Annotated in this window: 15 protein-coding genes, 1 tRNA gene and 1 other RNA gene; 7 read left to right on the top strand and 10 right to left on the bottom strand. The window is 66.9% G+C overall.

What is annotated here, in order from left to right:
* Positions 1-43: 43 nt before the first annotated feature.
* A complete protein-coding gene (locus TVH25_RS00525) occupies positions 44-478 on the bottom strand; it encodes an SRPBCC family protein (RefSeq protein WP_169622584.1) in 435 nt (144 codons plus the stop codon).
* A 144-nt stretch (positions 479-622) separates the two neighbouring features.
* Here TVH25_RS00525 and TVH25_RS00520 point away from each other — a divergent pair, with 144 nt between their 5' ends.
* The gene (locus TVH25_RS00520) at positions 623-2,065 is read left to right on the top strand and encodes an FAD-binding oxidoreductase (RefSeq protein WP_422423153.1); all 1,443 of its coding nucleotides are present in this window, start codon (positions 623-625) and stop codon (positions 2,063-2,065) included.
* Positions 2,062-3,378: a class I SAM-dependent methyltransferase gene (locus tag TVH25_RS00515; RefSeq protein ID WP_422423103.1), complete on the top strand. Its 1,317-nt coding sequence runs from the start codon at positions 2,062-2,064 to the stop codon at positions 3,376-3,378. The genes TVH25_RS00520 and TVH25_RS00515 overlap by 4 nt, the downstream gene beginning before the upstream one ends.
* 104 nt (positions 3,379-3,482) lie before the next feature.
* On the opposite strand, the gene TVH25_RS00510 is transcribed toward TVH25_RS00515, so the two are convergent.
* From TVH25_RS00510 to TVH25_RS00500, 3 genes are all read right to left on the bottom strand, one after another.
* Entirely contained in the window at positions 3,483-5,618 is a 2,136-nt protein-coding gene (locus tag TVH25_RS00510) for a 3-hydroxyacyl-CoA dehydrogenase NAD-binding domain-containing protein (protein ID WP_206037306.1), read from the bottom strand.
* A 35-nt stretch (positions 5,619-5,653) separates the two neighbouring features.
* Positions 5,654-6,868 (bottom strand): acetyl-CoA C-acetyltransferase, encoded by a 1,215-nt coding sequence (locus TVH25_RS00505; RefSeq protein WP_169622581.1) that lies wholly within the window; start codon positions 6,866-6,868, stop codon positions 5,654-5,656.
* 329 nt (positions 6,869-7,197) lie between these two features.
* Positions 7,198-9,399: a DNA polymerase III subunit gamma and tau gene (locus TVH25_RS00500; RefSeq protein ID WP_422423102.1), complete on the bottom strand. Its 2,202-nt coding sequence runs from the start codon at positions 9,397-9,399 to the stop codon at positions 7,198-7,200.
* 178 nt (positions 9,400-9,577) lie between these two features.
* Here TVH25_RS00500 and TVH25_RS00495 point away from each other — a divergent pair, with 178 nt between their 5' ends.
* The gene (locus TVH25_RS00495) at positions 9,578-10,222 is read left to right on the top strand and encodes a PadR family transcriptional regulator (protein ID WP_422423101.1); all 645 of its coding nucleotides are present in this window, start codon (positions 9,578-9,580) and stop codon (positions 10,220-10,222) included.
* Positions 10,223-10,256: 34 nt separating this feature from the next.
* On the opposite strand, the gene TVH25_RS00490 is transcribed toward TVH25_RS00495, so the two are convergent.
* The gene (locus tag TVH25_RS00490) at positions 10,257-10,946 is read right to left on the bottom strand and encodes a GntR family transcriptional regulator (protein WP_169622566.1); all 690 of its coding nucleotides are present in this window, start codon (positions 10,944-10,946) and stop codon (positions 10,257-10,259) included.
* A gap of 122 nt (positions 10,947-11,068) precedes the next feature.
* Here TVH25_RS00490 and TVH25_RS00485 point away from each other — a divergent pair, with 122 nt between their 5' ends.
* Genes TVH25_RS00485 through TVH25_RS00475 form a run of 3 tightly spaced genes read left to right on the top strand, consistent with a single transcriptional unit; the run spans position 11,069 to position 14,008 of the window.
* On the top strand, positions 11,069-11,989 hold the full coding sequence (locus TVH25_RS00485) for a sulfurtransferase (RefSeq protein ID WP_422423100.1): 921 nt from the start codon (positions 11,069-11,071) through the stop codon (positions 11,987-11,989).
* Between the two features lie 55 nt (positions 11,990-12,044).
* Complete coding sequence (thiM, locus tag TVH25_RS00480; RefSeq protein ID WP_422423099.1) at positions 12,045-12,899, top strand: hydroxyethylthiazole kinase; 855 nt, start codon at positions 12,045-12,047, stop codon at positions 12,897-12,899.
* Positions 12,899-14,008: an LLM class flavin-dependent oxidoreductase gene (locus TVH25_RS00475; RefSeq protein WP_422423098.1), complete on the top strand. Its 1,110-nt coding sequence runs from the start codon at positions 12,899-12,901 to the stop codon at positions 14,006-14,008. Before thiM ends, TVH25_RS00475 begins: the two co-directional genes overlap by 1 nt.
* Before the next feature lie 34 nt (positions 14,009-14,042).
* Here the strand turns inward: TVH25_RS00475 and TVH25_RS00470 are convergent, their stop codons facing one another.
* The 3 genes from TVH25_RS00470 to ffs all read right to left on the bottom strand — a co-directional run bounded on the left by TVH25_RS00470 (position 14,043) and on the right by ffs (position 16,379).
* Positions 14,043-14,624, bottom strand: coding sequence for an HhH-GPD-type base excision DNA repair protein (locus TVH25_RS00470; protein ID WP_422423097.1), 582 nt, complete (start codon positions 14,622-14,624; stop codon positions 14,043-14,045).
* Positions 14,625-14,947: 323 nt separating this feature from the next.
* On the bottom strand, positions 14,948-16,237 hold the full coding sequence (locus tag TVH25_RS00465) for an aminotransferase class I/II-fold pyridoxal phosphate-dependent enzyme (protein WP_422423096.1): 1,290 nt from the start codon (positions 16,235-16,237) through the stop codon (positions 14,948-14,950).
* Positions 16,238-16,284: 47 nt separating this feature from the next.
* Positions 16,285-16,379: signal recognition particle sRNA small type (ffs, locus tag TVH25_RS00460), an RNA gene on the bottom strand.
* Between the two features lie 116 nt (positions 16,380-16,495).
* On the opposite strand from ffs, the gene TVH25_RS00455 reads away from it, so the two are divergent.
* A tRNA-Ser gene (locus TVH25_RS00455) sits at positions 16,496-16,583 on the top strand.
* Between the two features lie 80 nt (positions 16,584-16,663).
* Here the strand turns inward: TVH25_RS00455 and TVH25_RS00450 are convergent.
* A complete protein-coding gene (locus TVH25_RS00450) occupies positions 16,664-17,491 on the bottom strand; it encodes an ABC transporter permease (RefSeq protein WP_378528561.1) in 828 nt (275 codons plus the stop codon).
* Positions 17,488-18,390: ATP-binding cassette domain-containing protein (locus TVH25_RS00445; RefSeq protein ID WP_422423095.1), on the bottom strand; the 903-nt coding region annotated here is incomplete at its 5' end. The genes TVH25_RS00445 and TVH25_RS00450, both read right to left, overlap by 4 nt.

Genomic DNA, 18,390 nt, shown 5'->3' with positions numbered 1-18,390 from the left:
TCCAGGGTAGTCGTCCACCGTCTGCGGTGATACGACGGAGAGTTCAGTCCACTTCGTTCTTCAGGTTCTGAAGGACCTGCTGCTGGATCTTGCGCAGCCCGATCGGCGCGAAGGTCTTCTCGAAGAATCCACCGATACCGCCCGCTCCGTTCCAGCCGGTGAGGACGACCACCGTCGAACCCGTGCCGTGGGGCACGACGCTCCAGGTGGTCACGAGCGACGAGTTCGCGTCCGTCTCCGTGATGGTGCTGCCGGAGACGGAGACGGTGGCCTGCACATCGCGCTGCCGCTTCTCGGTGGCCTGGAGAATCCAATGCACGACGGTGCCCTCACCCCGGCCACCCGAGATCACCCGGTAGTCGCGGTAGTGATCCGACAGGATGCGCGGGCGCACCGTCTCGTAATCGGCGAGGGCGGCAAGCACCTTGTCGGGCGCTGCCTCCAGTTGTATCGAACTGCTCGCACTGACCTGTGCCATGTCGATTTCCTCCGTAGTCGGTCGGATATTGCTCGTGGACGAGTTCTCCGTCCATCCTGCCTTCTCCTCAGTACCGGGACGGGCACGAGCCACGGGTTTATTGTGGGTGTGCCATCAAGCAGCGCCGCAGGGGAGTCGATGCTCATGCTGGGATCGTCACGTGCCACGAGTCCGTACGGACTGCAGGTTCACCGCGAAGGTGTGGAACGACTGTTGCGCTCGTACCGCAACATTCCCGAGCGTGCGCCGGTACGGCTCGCGAAAAAAACGTCGAATCTCTTCCGTGCCCGCGCGAAAGTGGATGCCCCCGGGCTGGACGTCTCCGGCCTCGGCGGTGTCGTGTCGGTCGATCCGCGTACCCGCACCGCGGATGTCGCCGGGATGTGCACCTACGAACACCTCGTCGACGCGACATTGCCCTACGGGCTTGCTCCCCTCGTGGTTCCGCAACTGAAGACCATCACCCTGGGCGGCGCCGTCACCGGTCTCGGAATCGAGTCGACCTCGTTCCGGAACGGTCTGCCCCACGAATCGGTGCTCGAGATGGACATCCTCACCGGCGCAGGTGAGATCGTCACGGCGCGGCCCGACGGCGAACACTCGGATCTGTTCCGAGGATTCCCCAATTCGTACGGGTCCCTCGGATACGCGACCCGCCTGAGGATCGAACTCGAACCGGTCAAACGGTTCGTTGCCCTGCGCCATCTGCGGTTCGATTCACTCGCCGAGATGCAGGCAGCGCTCGACCGAATCACCGCCGACCGCGTGTATGCCGGTGTCGCCGTGGACTACATCGACGGCGTCGTCTTCTCCGCCGAGGAAAGCTACCTCACACTCGGGGTCCAGACGGACGAACCGGGTCCGGTATCCGACTACACCGGACGCGACATCTACTACCGGTCCATCCAGCACGCGTCGGTCAACCATCCCAAAACCGATCGGCTCACGATCCGCGACTACCTGTGGCGCTGGGACACCGACTGGTTCTGGTGTTCGCGGGCGTTCGGGGCACAAGACCCCCGAATCCGCCGGTTCTGGCCGAAGCGACTGCTGCGCAGCAGTTTCTACTGGAAGCTCATCGCGCTGGACCACAAATACGCGGTCGCCGATCGTATCGAGGCACGCAAGGGCAATCCCCCTCGTGAACGTGTCGTGCAGGACATCGAGGTACCGGTCGAACGCACCGAGGAATTCGTGCGCTGGTTCCTCGAAGAAACCCCCATCGAGCCGATATGGCTGTGCCCGTTGCGATTGCGCGAGCGTCACGGACCGGGCGGTGCGTCGTTCGATGCCCAGCGTCCGTGGCCGCTGTATCCCCTCGAACCCAAACGCACGTATGTCAACGTCGGCTTCTGGTCCTCGGTGCCCGCCGATCCCGGCGGGGTCGACGGTGCCGCGAACCGGCTCATCGAAAACAAGGTGGCGGAACTCGACGGTCACAAATCCCTGTACTCCGACTCGTACTACACACGCGACGAGTTCGAGAAACTGTATTACAGCGGTGGGGAATACACCGCACTCAAGAAGAAGTACGACCCGCGGTCCCGCTTACTGGACCTTTTCTCGAAGGCGGTGCAAAGAAGATGACCACGTTCAAGTCCGAGCCTTGGGCCGGCGTGCGCCCGGCCGATGACAAGATCCCCCTCGCGAAGATCGTCGAAACCGTCACGGGCGGCGCCATGCCGCTGCGTTTCACGGCGTACGACAATTCGGCCGCGGGTCCGGAAAACTCCCCTTACGCCCTTCATCTCGCGTCGCCCAAGGGCGCGACCTACATCGCGACCGCCCCCGGCGACCTCGGGATGGCGCGCGCATACATTTCCGGTGAACTCGAGATCCGCGGCGCTCATCCCGGTAACCCCTACGCCTTGCTTGCCGCCCTGGGAGACATGCACTTCGAGCGCCCCCCGGCCCGCGTCCTCGCGCAGATCGTCCGGTCGCTCGGTACGGAACTGCTCAGGCCGATCGCGCCGCCGCCGCAGGAACATCTGCCCCGATGGCGCCGCGTCGCGGAAGGTCTCCGGCATTCCAAGAATCGCGATGCCGAGGTCATCCATCACCACTACGACGTGTCCAACACGTTCTACGAGTACGTACTCGGCCCGACGATGACGTACACGTGCGCTCTCTTCGATTCCGAGAGCCAGAAACTCGACGATGCCCAGGAGAACAAGTACCGCCTCATCTTCGAAAAGCTCCGCCTGCAACCCGGTGACCGTCTCCTCGACATCGGTTGCGGCTGGGGCGGAATGGTGCGCTTCGCCGCGCGCCGCGGAGTGAAGGCACTCGGGGTGACCCTGTCGCGCGAGCAGGCGGAGTGGGCGCGGCAGGCGATCGCGGACGAAGGGCTCGGCGATCTGGCCGAGGTTCGGCACTCCGACTACCGCGACGTGACCGAAACCGGATTCGACGCGATCTCGTCGATCGGCCTCACCGAGCACATCGGCGTCGGGAACTACCCCGCGTACTTCCAGTTCCTGCACGACAAGCTGCGGGTGGGCGGGCTGCTCCTCAACCACTGCATCACGCGCCCGCACAACCGTGGGCGGGTGAAGGCCGGCGGATTCATCGACCGGTACGTGTTCCCCGACGGGGAACTCACCGGCTCCGGCCGCATCATCACCGAAGCGCAGAACGTCGGATTCGAAGTGGTGCACGAGGAGAACCTCCGGCAGCACTACGCGTACACCCTCGCCGGCTGGTGCGAAAACCTCGAAAAGAACTGGGATGCGTGCGTCGCCGAGGTGGGCGAGGGCACCGCGCGGTTGTGGGGCCTGTACATGGCCGGGTCCCGGCTCGGATTCGAACGCAACATCATCCAGTTGCACCACGTGCTCGGCGTCAAGCTCGGCGCGGACCAGCGTCCGCAGGTACCCCTGCGCCCGTGGTGGGTCGCATAGCCCCCGCCGCCGGCGGCCTCACACCGATGACGCCGTAGCCGGAACGAGGAAGGGCCCCGCAGCGCTTCGGGGCCCGTCCGGTCTATCGGACGTGCCTGCGCAGGTCAGTCGCGGAGCGACGCCGGCGGGGTGAAGCGCTCACCGTACTTCGCGGCGAGCTCCTCGGCCCGCTTCACGAAGCCGGCCTTGCCGCCCGCGTATCCCGTGATGAACTGCGAGACACCACCGGTCCACGCCGGGAAGCCGATGCCGAGGATCGAACCGATGTTGGCGTCGGCGGTGGTCTCGAGAACACCCTCGTCGAAGCACTTCTGCGTCTCGATGGCCTCGGCGAAGAGCATCCGGTCGATCAGGTCCTGCAGCGGAACATCCAGGGTCGCGACGGTCTTGAACTGATCGCGCACGCCCTGCCAGATGCCCTGACGCTTGCCGTTCTCGTCGTACTCGTAGAAACCGGCCTTCTCCAGACGACCCGGACGACCCTGCTCGACCATCCAGTCGATGACGTCGAGCGCGGGGTGACGGGTGGCGCCCATCTTGGTGTCGCCCTGCTTGGCGGCCTCCGCGGTCTCCTTGGCGATCTTCTGCATGAGCTTCATGTTCAGCTCGTCGGTCAGCTGCAGCGGCGGAGCCGGGTAGCCCGCCTGCGAACCGGCCTGCTCGATCGTCGCGGGCTCGATGCCCTCGCCGAGCATCGCGATGGCCTCGTTGACGAACGTGCCGATGACTCGCGAGGTGAAGAATCCACGGCTGTCGTTGACGACGATCGGGGTCTTGCGGATCGCGAGCGTGTAGTCGAACACGCGGGCCAGCGCCTCGTCCGAGGTCTTCTCACCCTTGATGATCTCCACCAGCGGCATCTTGTCGACCGGCGAGAAGAAGTGGATCCCGATGAAGTCCTCGGGACGCTTCACACCCGTGGCGAGACCGGTGATCGGCAGCGTCGAGGTGTTGGAGCCGAGCAGCGCGTCGGGTTCGACGATGTCCTCGATCTCCTGGAACACCTTGTGCTTGAGCTCGGTGCTCTCGAAGACGGCCTCGATGACGAAGTCGACACCCTTGAAATCGGCCGCGTCGGCGGTCGGGTGGATGCGGCCGAGCAGTTCCTTGGACTTCTCCTCGGTGGTCTTCCCACGCGAGAGTGCCTTGGCCTCGATCTTCTCCGAGTAGTTCTTGCCGCGCTCGGCGGCCTCGATGCTGATGTCCTTGAGGACGACCTCGTACCCGGCACGCGCTGAGACGTACGCGATGCCCGCGCCCATCATGCCGGCGCCGAGCACGCCGATCTTCTTGATCTCACGCTTGGGCACGTCCTTCGGACGCGACGCGCCGGAGTTGATGGCCTGCATGTCGAAGAAGAACGCCTGGATCATGTTCTTCGCGACCTGGCCGGTGGCCAGTTCCGTGAAGTAACGGGACTCGATGGTCGACGCGTTGTCGAAGTCGACCTGCGAGCCCTCGACCGCGGCGGACATGATCGCGCGCGGAGCCGGCATCGGCGCGCCCTTGATCTGCTTGCGCAGGTTCGCCGGGAACGCGGGGAGGTTCGCGGCGAGCGAGGGGGTCGACGGGGTGCCGCCGGGGATCTTGTATCCCTTGACGTCCCACGGCTGAACGCCACCCTCGGGATTGGCCTTGATCCACGCCTTCGCAGCGGGAACGAGTTCGTCGACGCTGCCGACGACCTCGTGAACCAGGCCGATCTCCTTGGCCTTCACGGCGTTGTACTTGTTGCCCTGCAGCAGGACCGAGAGGAGCGCGGTCTGGATGCCGAGCAGACGCACGGTGCGGGTGATACCGCCGCCACCGGGCAGCAGGCCGAGGCTGGCCTCGGGCAGGCCGATCTGAACGCCCTTGACGTCCGCGGCGATCCGGTGATGGGTCGCGAGAGCGATCTCGAGGCCACCGCCCAGGGCCGCGCCGTTGATGGCGGCGACGACGGGCTTGCCGAGGGTCTCGAGGCGACGGAGGTCTGCCTTGATGTCCTGCACCTCGTCGAACGCGGCCTGCGCGTCGTCCGGGCCGATCGCGATGATGTTGCGGAGGTCGCCTCCGGCGAAGAAGGTCTTCTTCGCCGACGTGATCACCACACCGCTGATCGAGTCCTTCTCCTCGACCAGGCGGTCGACGGTGGCTTTCATGGAGGACTTGTAAAGCGCGTTCATGGTGTTCGCGCCCTGGTTGGGGTCGTCCAGGGTGAGCACAACGATGCCGTCGGCGTCCTGATCCCAAGAAATCATGTTGTCGGTCACTGTATTTCGAATCCTTCCGGGTATCAGACGCGCTCGATGATGGTGGCCACGCCCATACCGCCACCGATGCACAAGGTGACGAGGGCGCGCTTGGCTCCGCGGCGCTCGAGCTCGTCGATCATGGTGCCGGTGATCATGGCGCCGGTAGCGCCGAGCGGGTGACCCATCGCGATGGCGCCGCCGTTGACGTTGAGCTTCTCGTCCGGGATCTTCAGATCCTTCTGGAACTTCAGGACGACGGACGCGAACGCCTCGTTGATCTCGAAGAGGTCGATGTCGTCGGCGGTGAGACCGGCGGCGGCGAGCACCTTCTCGGCGGCGGGAGTCGGGCCGGTGAGCATGATGGTCGAATCGGCACCCGAGGTGGCCGTCGCCACCACGCGGGCACGCGGGGTGAGACCGAGATCCTGGCCGGCCTGCTCGGAGCCGACGAGCACGAGAGCCGCGCCGTCGACGATGCCCGAGCTGTTACCGCCGTGGTGGACGTGGTTGATCTTCTCCACGAAGTGGTACTTCTGCAGCGCGACAGCGTCGAAGCCGCCCATCTCGCCGACCGACGCGAACGACGGCTGCAGCTTCGCCAGACCCTCGAGGGTCGTGTCGGGACGCATGTGCTCGTCCTGCTCGAGGATCGTCAGACCGTTCTGGTCCTTGACGGGCACGACCGACTTCGAGAAGTAGCCACCGGACCACGCTGCGGCTGCGAGCTGCTGCGAACGCAGTGCGTAGGCGTCGACGTCCTCGCGGGAGAAGCCCTCGATGGTCGCGATCAGGTCTGCCGAGATGCCCTGGGGCACGAGGTAGCTGTCGTAGTTCGTGGCGGGGTCGAGCATCCACGCGCCGCCGTCGGAACCCATGGGCACGCGCGACATGGACTCGACACCACCGGCGAGGACCAGTTCGTCCCAGCCGGAGCGGACCTTCTGCGCAGCCATGTTGACGGCTTCGAGGCCGGACGCGCAGAAACGGTTGATCTGGACACCACCGGTGGTGGCGGGCATGTTGGCGACGGTGACGGCGGTGCGAGCGATATCGGCACCCTGATCGCCGACCGGGCCCACGACGCCGAGGATGAGATCCGAGATGCGGTTCTCGTCCAGGTCGGGGAAGCGGACGCGCAGTTCGTCGATCAGGCCGGTTACCAGAGAGATCGGCTTGACGGAGTGCAACGATCCCGTCTTCTTGCCTCGGCCTCGTGGTGTTCGGATGGCTTCATAGATGAATGCCTCGGTGGTCACAGTGCGCAGGTTCCTTCCCGTGCTTGCGGAGTAACAGCACGGACGGCCCCGCTCGGAGCCGTCGTGCCCAACTTCACACCACCGTAGAAGGTGTGGCCCATAGCAGTAAGGACCGAAGCGATCGAGGTCCGTGACCGAACCGAGCGACCTTCCGTCAGAACACGCACCGCGAAGACGGTCGAAGAAACGGGGTTCGCTCTGACACTGGGCAGTCGCCCGCAGCGATCTGATGGAGCAACTCGCCGATCAGCGGCCGAAGCTGACCAAGGATCGCAAGGAAGTGCAGCAGGCCGTGGGACTCGAGACCAAGGACGGTATCTGACCCGCCGCTACTTCTCGTCGAGTCGCTTCGCTCCCAGCATGTCCTCGAGCAGTTCGATCGCGACATCTTCGGGGTCGCGCCGCGCCGAGGGATCGCCCGGGGTGGCGGCCTCGGCGAACATCTGCTCGACGTCCTCGGGGGTCACCGCAGACGGGTCCGGGGGCGGGAGCGGCACGTAGCCAGGCTCGAGTCCGGGGTCGTCGGGCAGGTCGGGCGCTTCGGGCGGCGGGATGTCGTCGTCGGGCGGCGCCGCGGAGGCATTCTGCGGAGACCCCTGCGGTCCGGACGGCGCCGGGGAGGGGGCAGGTGTCTGCTTCGCCTGGCTCGGACGGGAAAAGCGAGGCTGCCCGGACTGCTTCGACTGTGCTTGTGCGGGAGCGGTTGTGACCGGGGCGGCCGGTGCAGACCCGTGCAGGCATGTGACTTCGAACGTGCCGCCGAAGACGTCGCCGAGGGCGGCGGCGATCACGGTCGCGTTGCGAGGCTCGGCCAGTCGCTTGACCAGCGGCGCAGAGTCGTGGACGAGGACGACGCGGTTACCGTCGACTTCGCGCACCGTCGCACCGGACAGCATGACCTCGACGGTGCGGCTGCGGTCTCGCACCTTCGCCCGGACCTCGGACCACACCGCGCGGATCGCGGCGGCGTCGGGTCCTGCCGCTACCGGCGCGGGGACCTCGGAAACCTCCGGCGACAGCGACTGTGCCGCAGCCGGTTCCGGATCGGGAGTACGCCGGGGCTCCGGAACGGCGTCGGGTTCCGGCGTGCCGGACGGGCTGTCTCCGGCCCGGACCGCATCCTGCGCGGGAACCGGCGGGGCCGGCTGCCGATCCCGCACGGGGGGCGACACCGGGTCGGGCTCGGACGGAGCAGGCGGAGCTGCCGGGACCGTGGTGTCGGGCTGCGAAGGCGGCGTCGCCTGGCGCTGGGACGGCCGCCGGAATCGGGTCGCGACCTCGTCCGTCGCTCCCGCCGGTTGCGGCGGGACGACGGCATCTGCCGGCGTCTCTCGTTCCGGAGCGGTGCCGCGGGCCGGTGCGGCGGCGGGCCGCGCCGCGACCATGCCTTGCTCGAGCCGTTCGAGTCGTTGCAGCACAGCCGAATCCGTATCGGAGGCGGCGGGAAGCAACATGCGGGCGCACATCACTTCGAGCAGCAGACGCGGCGCGGTGGCACCTCGCATCTCCCCCAGCCCGGCGTGGACGATCTCCGCGTAACGGGTGAGCGTGGCCGATCCGATCCGTGACGCCTCGTCGCGCATCCGCTCGAGGACGTCACCCGGAACGTCGATCAGGCCGCGCTCGGGAGCATCGGGGACGGTGCGCATGAGAATCAGGTCGCGGAACCGCTCGAGAAGGTCGACGGCGAATCGCCGCGGGTCGTGACCGGCGTCCATGATCTTCTCGACGGTGCCGAACAGCGCCGCGCCGTCTCCGGCAGCGAGGGCATCGACCGCCTCGTCGATGAGCGCGACGTCGGTGACGCCGAGAAGCGACAGGGCCCGCTCGTAGGTCACGCCCTCCGGTCCGGCACCGGCCAGCAGCTGATCCATCACCGACAGCGAGTCGCGTGGGGAACCGCCTCCGGCACGAATCACCAGCGGGTAGACCGCGTCGGCGACCGGGACGTTCTCCCGCGTGCAGATCTCTTCGAGCAAGCCGCGCATGGCGGTGGGAGCGAGCAACCGGAACGGATAGTGGTGGGTACGCGACCGGATGGTCGGCAGCACCTTTTCGGGCTCGGTGGTCGCGAAGACGAAGATCAGATGCTCGGGCGGCTCCTCGACGATCTTGAGCAGGGCGTTGAAGCCCTGCGTGCTGACCATGTGCGCCTCGTCGATGATGAAGATGCGGTAGCGCGACTCGGCCGGCGCATAGAACGCGCGGTCGCGGAGTTCGCGGGTGTCGTCCACGCCGCCGTGACTCGCGGCGTCGAGTTCGGTGACGTCGAGGTTGCCTCCCCCGCCCGGACCGAGCGCGATGCACGACCGGCAGGTACCGCACGGCGTGGATGTCGGTCCCTTTTCGCAGTTGAGCGAACGGGCAAGGATGCGGGCGGACGATGTCTTGCCGCATCCGCGCGGACCCGAGAACAGGTAGGCGTGGTTGATACGGCCGGTATCCAGGGCGGTGCCGAGGGGAACGGTGACGTGCTCCTGCCCCACCACCTCGGCAAAGGTCGCGGGTCGATATTTCCGGTACAGGGCCACGCGCCGAGAGTACCGGCGCGGGCCGACACATGAGCAGGTCGGTCTCCGCGTCGCCGGCACATCCCCTGGTCCCGGCCGCGCGGGAGAGGCGTTGCGTGGGTCAGTTCATATCCGACCCTTGACGTAACGATATATCGCGTTCTATCTTGATCGTATCTACAGGAAGGGAGTGCACCTCATGCGCATCCACGGATTCCCCCACGGCGCGCGTCGCGCCGGACACGATCACGACTTCTTCCCCGACGGCCCGTTCCGTCCCGACGGCCCGCAGCGGGGCACGCCGCAACACCCCGGAGGAGGGCCTCATCCCCGGCCGCATCGCGGCGGGCACCCACCCCGCGGCGGACGCCGGGGCCGTGCGCAGCGCGGCGACGTGCGCGCCGCCGTCCTGATGCTGCTCACCGACGAGCCGATGCACGGCTACCAGCTCATGCAGGCCATCGCCGAACGCACCGGCGGGGCATGGCGGCCCAGCCCGGGTGCCATCTACCCGACCATCGCCCAACTCGAGGACGAAGGACTCGTCGTCGTCGACAAGAACGGCGGACGCAAGCTCGTCTCGCTCACCGACGAGGGCCGCGCTCTCGTCGAAGACCCGGAGAACGTCCCCACAGACCCGTTCGAAGGCCACACCCGCGAAGCGGAGACACCGGACCTGCGTGCAGCCCTGCACGGGTTGCAGCACGCGGCACGGTCTGTCGCCGCGACCGGGACCGACGCGGACGTCACCGCGGCACACAAGGTGCTCACCGATGCCAAGAAGGCGCTGTACCGGATTCTGGCGGAAGACGACGGTACGACCGCGTCGCCCGAGAGCGACTGAGTTCGACGGTGACCGAGTTCGACGCGGCCTGCGCTCAGCTCCCCGCGAACATCCGAATGCGCTGCTCCCGGCTGCGCTCGAGATGCGCGCGCATGTGCTCGCGGGCCGCGGTCTCGTCGCGCGCCCGGAGTGCGTCGAGGATCTGGGCGTGCTCGTCGTTGAGCAGGTCGGGCTCGCCGTAGTTCGACGGCGGGCCGGAGTCGTAGATCCGGAGTTGAGTGGTCAGCCTCACCAGCAGCGCGGTGATCGTGGAGTTGTGCGCGGCCTGCCACAGCGCCTCGTGGAACCGGAAGTTTCCCGTTCGCACCGCGACCTCGCCCGTCGCATGGCAACACGAGTCGTGAAGTCGCTCCAGACGGGCCAGATCCAGGTCGGTGTGCCGGATGGCAGCGGCACCCGCAGCCTCCGACTCGAGCGCCACTCGCGCGGCGTAGATCTCGATCACGTCCTCGGGCGTGCCCGAACGCACCCGGAAACCGCGATTCGCGCGTTCCAGCAGACCGTCGTGGGCGAGCCAGTTCAGCGCTTCCCGGATCGGCGTGCGCGACGCGCCGTACGTCTCGCTGAGCTGAGTCTCGTGCAGAGCCGCACCCCGCGGGAACTTGCCGGCGAGGATGTCCGAGCGCAGACGCAGGTACTGCTTGGACGTCTGGTCGTCGCGCCCGGTCGGCGGCACTACGAGGAGCGAACTCCCCAACTCTGCCGCAGTGTCCTGCTCGGTCATGTGTGCCCCCGTGTGCTGATCCCGGTGTGTCCGCCGATTATGCCATTGATGACACACGAATACTTGCGTATACGCTCGTGGTCGTTTAGCGTCGCAAACGAGTTCCACGAAAGGACGAACGCGTGCCCGACCAGGCTTCACCCTCCGAGCAGGTGCTGATCAGCGCCGAAACACTGGCACGTGACGTCGGCACCTACACGATCCTGGACGCCACGGTGTCCTTCCCCAAGCCGCGTTTCGACGGCGACTACCGCCCCGAATCCGGATACGCAGCCTGGCGCGGCGCCCATCTGCCGGGTTCGGTGCACGCCGATCTGCTCGGAGATCTCAGCGCCGGCCATCCCACCCTGCACTTCTCCCGCCCGACTCCGGACGAACTCGCCCGAGCCCTGGCCGAACTCGGAGTCGCTCCCGGCGCCGACATCGTCGTCTACGACGACGGCGGCATGACGTGGGCTTCCCGCCTGTGGTGGATGCTGCGCAACGTCGGCATCCCTGCCCGCGTGCTCGACGGCGGTCTTGCACGCTGGACCGCGCTCGGCCTTCCCGTCGAGACCGGCGACGCCGCAGATCGGCACACCACCGGCATCCGTACCGACCTGACCGACCGCGGACTGTGGCGCGATCGGGAGGACGTCATCGGCGTCGTCCGAGGAGACAACTCCGGCACTTTGGTCTGCGCCCTCGACCACGAGCAGTTCACAGGCACCGCGACCACCCGCTACGCGCGTCGCGGGCACATCCCGGGAAGCCTCAACCTCTCCGCCAAGAGCCTGCTCGACGACGGCACCCTGCGGTCCGCGTCGCACGTTGCCGAACTGGCCGAGGCGGCACTCGCCGGCGCTGCACGTCCGGTGATCCTCTACTGCGGTGGTGGCGTGTCCGCGTGCCTGGTCGCGCTCGCGCTGGTCCGGGCGGGACGCGACGACATCGCGGTCTACGACGGGTCGCTCGAGGAGTGGGCCGCAGATCCCGCGCTGCCCATGGCCACCGGCACGACCGCGACCGAATCGACCGTCACGGAAGGGAAGGGCGACGCATGACGCGATGTCCCCGGTCCTGACCCTGCCCCGAATCCCCTTCTCCGACAGGATTTCTGTGACTACCACGACGAATGCTCCCACCGTCGACGATCTCGTCTCGGCCCTCGACGCGCTCCGCGCGCAAGTGCCGCTGGTGCAGTCGCTCACCAATATCGTCTCCGCGAACTTCCTCACCAACGTGCTGCTCGCCGCCGGTGCCAGCAACGCGCACATCGACAACGCACACGAAGCCGGAGAGTTCGCGCGCATCGCCGGCGGTGTGCTCGTCAACCTCGGGACGCCCGACGACGGGACCGCCGTCGCGTTCACCCGCGCCGCCGAAGCCGCACACGATGCCGGCACGCCGTGGGTTCTGGATCCGGTCGGGGTCGGCGGCCTGTCCTGGCGCACCGGTCTCGCCGCGGATCTGCTGGAGTTCCGGCCGACCGCGGTCCGCGGCAACGCATCCGAGATCATCGCGCTCGCCGGACTCGGCTCCGACACCCGCGGTGTCGACAGTGCCGACGAGGCCGCAGCCGCCCTGCCTGCCGCGCTGGCACTGCTCGAGCATGCGGACGCCGTATCCGCGTCGGGGCCGATCGACTACCTGGTCGGCCGCGACCGCAACGGTGAGATCACCGGACTGCGTATCGGAGGTGGCAGCGCGATGCTCCCCCGCGTGACCTCTACCGGATGCTCGCTCGGCGGCCTGGTCGCGGCGTACCTCGCGGTCGCTCCGACGCCGCTGATCGGCCTCGCGGCCGCCCACACCCACGTCGCGGTCGCGTCGGAGATCGCCGAGGAGAACTCCACCGGTCCCGGTTCGTTCGCGGTGGCCTACCTCGACGCACTGTTCACCGTCGATGCGGCGGCGCTTCGCGCCCGCGCACACATCGACACTCTCGATCTCCCGACGAAGGACGCACACTGATGGGCATCAAGACCTTCTGGTACCTCACCCAGGCGGACGGCGACTATCCCTGGAGCCCGGACGGGCTGTACCCGGTCGACGGGCAGCGACAGATCGAGCTGGCCAAGACCATCGACGACGGCGGTTTCGACGGTGCGCTCGTGGCAACCTGGCCGAACGACCCGTTCATCTCCGCCACGTGGGCCGCGGCGCACACCAGCCGGATGAAGTTCCTCGTCGCGGTCTACGCCAACATGACACCCGCGCGGCTCCTCGCCGAAAAGGCGCTGACCTTCGATGCGTTCAGCGGTGGCCGGTTGATGATCAATTCCGTCAACGGCCGGGAGAACATCCTCACCAAGTACGACATGAACGTCGAGCACGACCGGCGTTACGAACTCGGTGAGCAGTACTGGGCCGACTTCCGCCGCATCTACGCCGAAGGCACGGAGTCGAACTTCCCCAACACCCCGCTGCGGATCGATCCGCCCGAACCCGGGCACACGGTGCCTCTCTGGGGCACAGGCGATTCCCCCGCCGGGCTGCAGAACTCCGGCAAGGTGCTCGACGCCTACCTGGTGATGCTGCGCGAAAACGCTTTCGTCCGAGACAAGTTCACCGCCGCGCGCGAATCCGCTGCCGCCGAGGGACGCGAGTTCAGCGACTTCGGTGGTCTGTCGGGCGTGATCGTGCGCCCGAATCGCGCCGAAGCGCTCGACCGGTTCCGCTCGCTGTTCGAGAAGACCGGGATCGAGCGGATCCGCGAGGTTCTCGACAATGCGGTGCGCCGCCGGACCGGTGGTCAGCAGACCTTGGAGACGTTCACCGCTCGCGATGCGCAGCGACAGGGCTGGGTCGACACGATCAACGCCGGCAAACTGCCCGAGCCCGAGGACCTGTACCTCGGCGACGGTCTGTACGCAGGCATCACCGCCTGGTCGCCGCTGGACATCTTCGCCACCGGATCGTCGGCGGTCTACTACGTCGGCGAACCGGACGAGATCACCGGGCATGTGCGCACGCTGCGCGACGAGACGGGATTGACCACTCTCATCCTCGCGGGATGGCCGCTGATCGACGAGGCGAAGCACGTCGCGGAGCATCTCATCCCACGGTTCCGCGAACTCTGAGCTCGCAGCGAAGTAGCCCGGTGACCCAACCGGGCTATTTCTTCGCGGCCTTCGCCTCGGCCTTGGCCGCCTTCTTGAACTCACGTACCTCGAGCAGCGACTGCTGGTCTACGACATCGGCGATCGACCGGCGGGAATTCTCGTCACCGTAGGCGCCTGCGGCCTCTCGCCAGCCCGCCGGCTCCACACCGACCTGCTTGCCGAGCAGCGCGAGGAAAATGCGGGCCTTCTGGTCGCCGTATCCCGGCAACGCTTTCAGTCGCTTCAGCACTTCCTTGCCGTCCGGTTCACCGGAGGTCCAGAGCGCAGCGGCGTCGCCGTCGTAGTGCTCCACGAGGTACGTGCACAGCGACTGGATACGTTCCCCCATCGACTTCGGGAACCGGTGCACCGCGGGGGGCTGCGCACACACCGCGATGAACTCGTCGGGTTTCATCGCGGCGATCTCGTGGACGTCGAGCCGGCCGAGGCGATCCGCGATCTTCTTCGGGCCCGCGAACGCGGTTTCCATAGGGACCTGCTGGTCGAGCAGCATCCCGATGAGCAACGCCGCCGGATTCTGCGAGAGCAGGGCGTCGGCGTCGGGGTCTCCCACCAGATTCAGCGTTGCGTCCATGGCTCGATCATGCCCCGGTCTGCATGGCCGACGCCACAGCCCGGCGTGATGCCCTGGGACCGGCTCCGACCGTCGTACCGAACCACGCCGCGCAGAACCGGACATTCATCACAGGGTGTGGAATTCGCACGTTCCTCCGAGAACCACAGGTCAGAGCACTGCGAACGCAGTTGTCCACGTTCGGTCCACCGGAATTCCACAGGGTTGTCCACAGCTTGGGAACAAGCGTGGACCGTGCCTTTTCGTTCGGGTCCCCGGCACCGGGGCGAAGACCGACACGCGGCCTGCGGCAGGGGCCGGCCGCCGTCGAGCCGATGGAGCTGCTATGCCTCGAGTGCCTTCTCCGTGGCGGCGAGCAGGACGCACGTCGCGACGCCGTCCATGGCTTTTTCGAGTTCGCCGAGCGACGGGAAACTCGGCGCGAGCCGGATGTTCCTGTCGTCGGGATCGTTCTTGTACGGAAACGCGGAGCCCGCACCGGTGAGTGCGATGCCGGCGTCCTTCGCGAGCGAGATAACCCGCTTGGCGGTGCCGTCCACGACGTCGAGGCTGATGAAGTAGCCACCCTTGGGGTCGGTCCACGACGCCACCTTCGACTCACCCAGCCGATCCTCGAGGATGCGGCGGACGAGCGCGAACTTCGGCGCGAGGATCTCGCGATGCTTGGCCATGTGGGCTCGGACGCCCGCCGCATCGCCGAAGAAGCGCAGGTGCCGGAGCTGGTTGACCTTGTCGGGGCCGATGGTCTTGATGCCGAGGTGCTTCTGGTACCACGCGAGATTCTCGGTGGAGCTACCGAAGAAGCTGACACCGGACCCGGCGAACGTGATCTTCGACGTCGACGCCAGCGCGAAGACCCGGTTGGGGTGTCCGGCCTGCGCGGCCAGTCCCAGAATGTCGATCGCCGGGGCCAGGTTCTCGGTCAGCGGATGCACCGCGTACGCGTTGTCCCAGAAGATCCGGAAGTCGGGTGCCGCGGTCGGCATCGACACGAGTTCGCGTGCGACGTCCTCGCTGTACACCGCGCCGGTCGGGTTCGAATAGGTGGGCACCGTCCACATGCCCTTGATCTGCGGATCGTTCGCGACGAGATCGGCGATCAGCCGCACGTCGGGTCCGTCGTCGCGCACCGGAACGGGGATCATCTCGATGCCGAGCGACTCGCTGATCGCGAAGTGCCTGTCGTATCCCGGTGCGGGGCACAGGAACTTGACCACCGGCTCCTGCGACCAGGGACGGGGGGAATCGACCGTACCGTGCAGCATCGACCAGACGATGAGGTCGTGCATGATCTCGAGGCTCGCATTGTTGCCCGCGAGCAGGTTCTCAGCGGGGATGTTCAGCAGTTCGCCGAAGATCGCGCGCAGCTCGGGCAGGCCGGTGAGGCCACCGTAGTTACGGGTGTCGGTGCCGTTCGCATCGCGGTAGTCGCCTTGCCCGGGCAGCGACAGCAACTCCGCAGAGAGGTCGAGCTGTTCGGGCGACGGCTTGCCGCGCGTCAGGTCCAGCGTCAGCTTCTCGGTCTTCAAGCGCTCGTAATTCGAGGACTGGCGCTCGTGCTCTGCGACGAGTTCCTCATGGCTCATCAACCCGAACTGGGTCTGCCTAGGCATGCGGAAGGACCTTTCACCGTGCACGGTGACACGGGCATCGGCGGAGATTAAGAGGACCCCGCGCACCCGGCAGAGCCCGTTGACCCTTGCTGCCTTCCGGCCCTGGGGGAGTTCACAGGATGCGCGCCGCGCGGGATCCATCGGCAAGTGTAGAGGACGTACGGCACGCCGCGCACCACCCCCCTCCCAGGGGCGGAAATCCGTGGTTCGACCTGCCCGTTTGGTAACTATGGCCGGACATTCGCTATGCTTCCCCACGGAGGATTCGCCTAGTGGCCTATGGCGCTCGCCTGGAACGCGGGTTGGGTTAACGCCCTCAGGGGTTCAAATCCCCTATCCTCCGCCACGAGACCCCCGTGGGACGCGCAAGCGGCCCGCGGGGGTTTTCTGCGTCCGGTGGAGTCCGGAGTAGCGGCGGACCCGGAGCTATACGGTTCGGCGGGTCCGGCGGATCCCGACGACGAGCCCCACCACGCAGGTCAGCACTGCCGCAAGGACGCCGCGTGCGACAGCCGGATCGGCAACCGCACCTCCGAGCAACGCCCGTTCGGCGTCGACGATGTAGGTCAGCGGGTTGAGCAGCGCGACCGTCCGCATCCATGCGGGGCCCGCATCGAGCGGCAGCATCATTCCCGACAGGATCAGGAGCGGGAACAACAGAGTCTGCTGCACGGTCCAGAACATCCACTCGCGGTTCTGGGCGGCGAGGGCAAGCGCACAGGACAGTGCGCCCACCCCGATTCCGAACACACCGAGCAGCGCCAGTCCCGCAAGTACATGGAACGGGTACAACTCGAAACCGAACGGCACACACACGATCACGATGAGCAGACCCTGAATCATGAGCGGCGCGAACTCTTTCAGCGCTCGTCCCACGAGAAGTGAAGACCTGCACAGCGGGGTCGCGAGTACGCGTTCGTAGGATCCCGTCATCAATTCGTACAACAGGTTCGAACCCGTCATCGAGGTGCCGAACAGCGCAATCATGACGATCACGCCGGGCACGAACCACTGCAACGTCTCGGCGGTGGACCCGACGCCGAGTGCACCCGTGAGGAGCGGGCCGAAGAGCGCGAGGAACACGAGGGGTTGCAGCAGCGAGAACGTAAGGCTGAACGGGTCGCGGAGCAGCAGCAGTATCTCGCGGATGAACACCGCTGCGGTGTCGGCGGTGAATTTTGCGGCCCCAGCCCGTGGTGCCGTTACGTCGGCGGGGCGGGAACGAACCGGTGGGACGTCGGTCTGCACGTTCACGACGCGATCTCCTCTCGCAGGCTGCGACCGGTCAGGTTGAGAAAGACGTCGTCGAGGCTCGCCTGCGTGAGCGAGGCGGACAGCACCGCCAGGCCGGCAAGACGCATCGCTTCGAGCGCGGCGGGAAGCCGCTCGGCGCCGTGGGTTGTGGCAATGACGACGGTGACGACATCGCCCGAGACCTCGGTGTCCACGGCTCCGATGTCCGGCGGGAGAGCCCGGCGGACGAGCCCGGCCGCCTCGGTGGCGTCGAGTACGGCCGGCGAGGCGACGCGTGCGGTGATGACGTCGTCGGCATACTCGCGTTCGAGATCGCCCGGCGACGCGTCGGCGACGATCCGGCCGTGGTCGATCACCACCACTCGTTCTGCCATCTTGTCCGCTTCGTCGAGGTAGTGCGTCGTGAGCACGATCGTCATACCGGTGCGCCGGCGGAGTTCCTGGATGTGCTCCCACAGATTGGCTCGACTGTGTGGGTCCAGACCCGTGGTGGGTTCGTCGAGAAACAGCAGTGGCGGTTCGTGCATGAGACCGAGTGCGACATCCAACCGGCGCTTCTGGCCGCCGGACAGTGATTGGATGCCGCGCTTCTCGAGCCCACCGAGTTCCAGCGCCTCGATGAGTTCCGCAGCGCGGCTGCGGTATCGGCGTGCGGGCAGGCCGTAGAACCGGCCCTGGTTGTACAGCTCGTCGCGCACTTTGTAGGAGTAGCCACCGCCGTTGCCCTGTCCGATGTAACCGATGTGGGCGCGTACCCGGTCGGGGTCGCGGACGACATCGAACCCGGCGACCGTCGCCGTGCCCGATGTCGGTGTCAGGAGGCTGGTCAGCATGCGCATGGTGGTGGACTTTCCGGCCCCGGTGGGGCCGCGGCAGGCAACGCGTTGACCTTCCGCCAC

Origin of the sequence: Rhodococcus sp. 7Tela_A2 (assembly GCF_049311045.1) — a bacterium.
GTDB lineage: Bacteria > Actinomycetota > Actinomycetes > Mycobacteriales > Mycobacteriaceae > Rhodococcus.
Note: the sequence above shows the minus strand (reverse complement) of the source record. Positions and strands in the feature narration are given on the sequence as shown.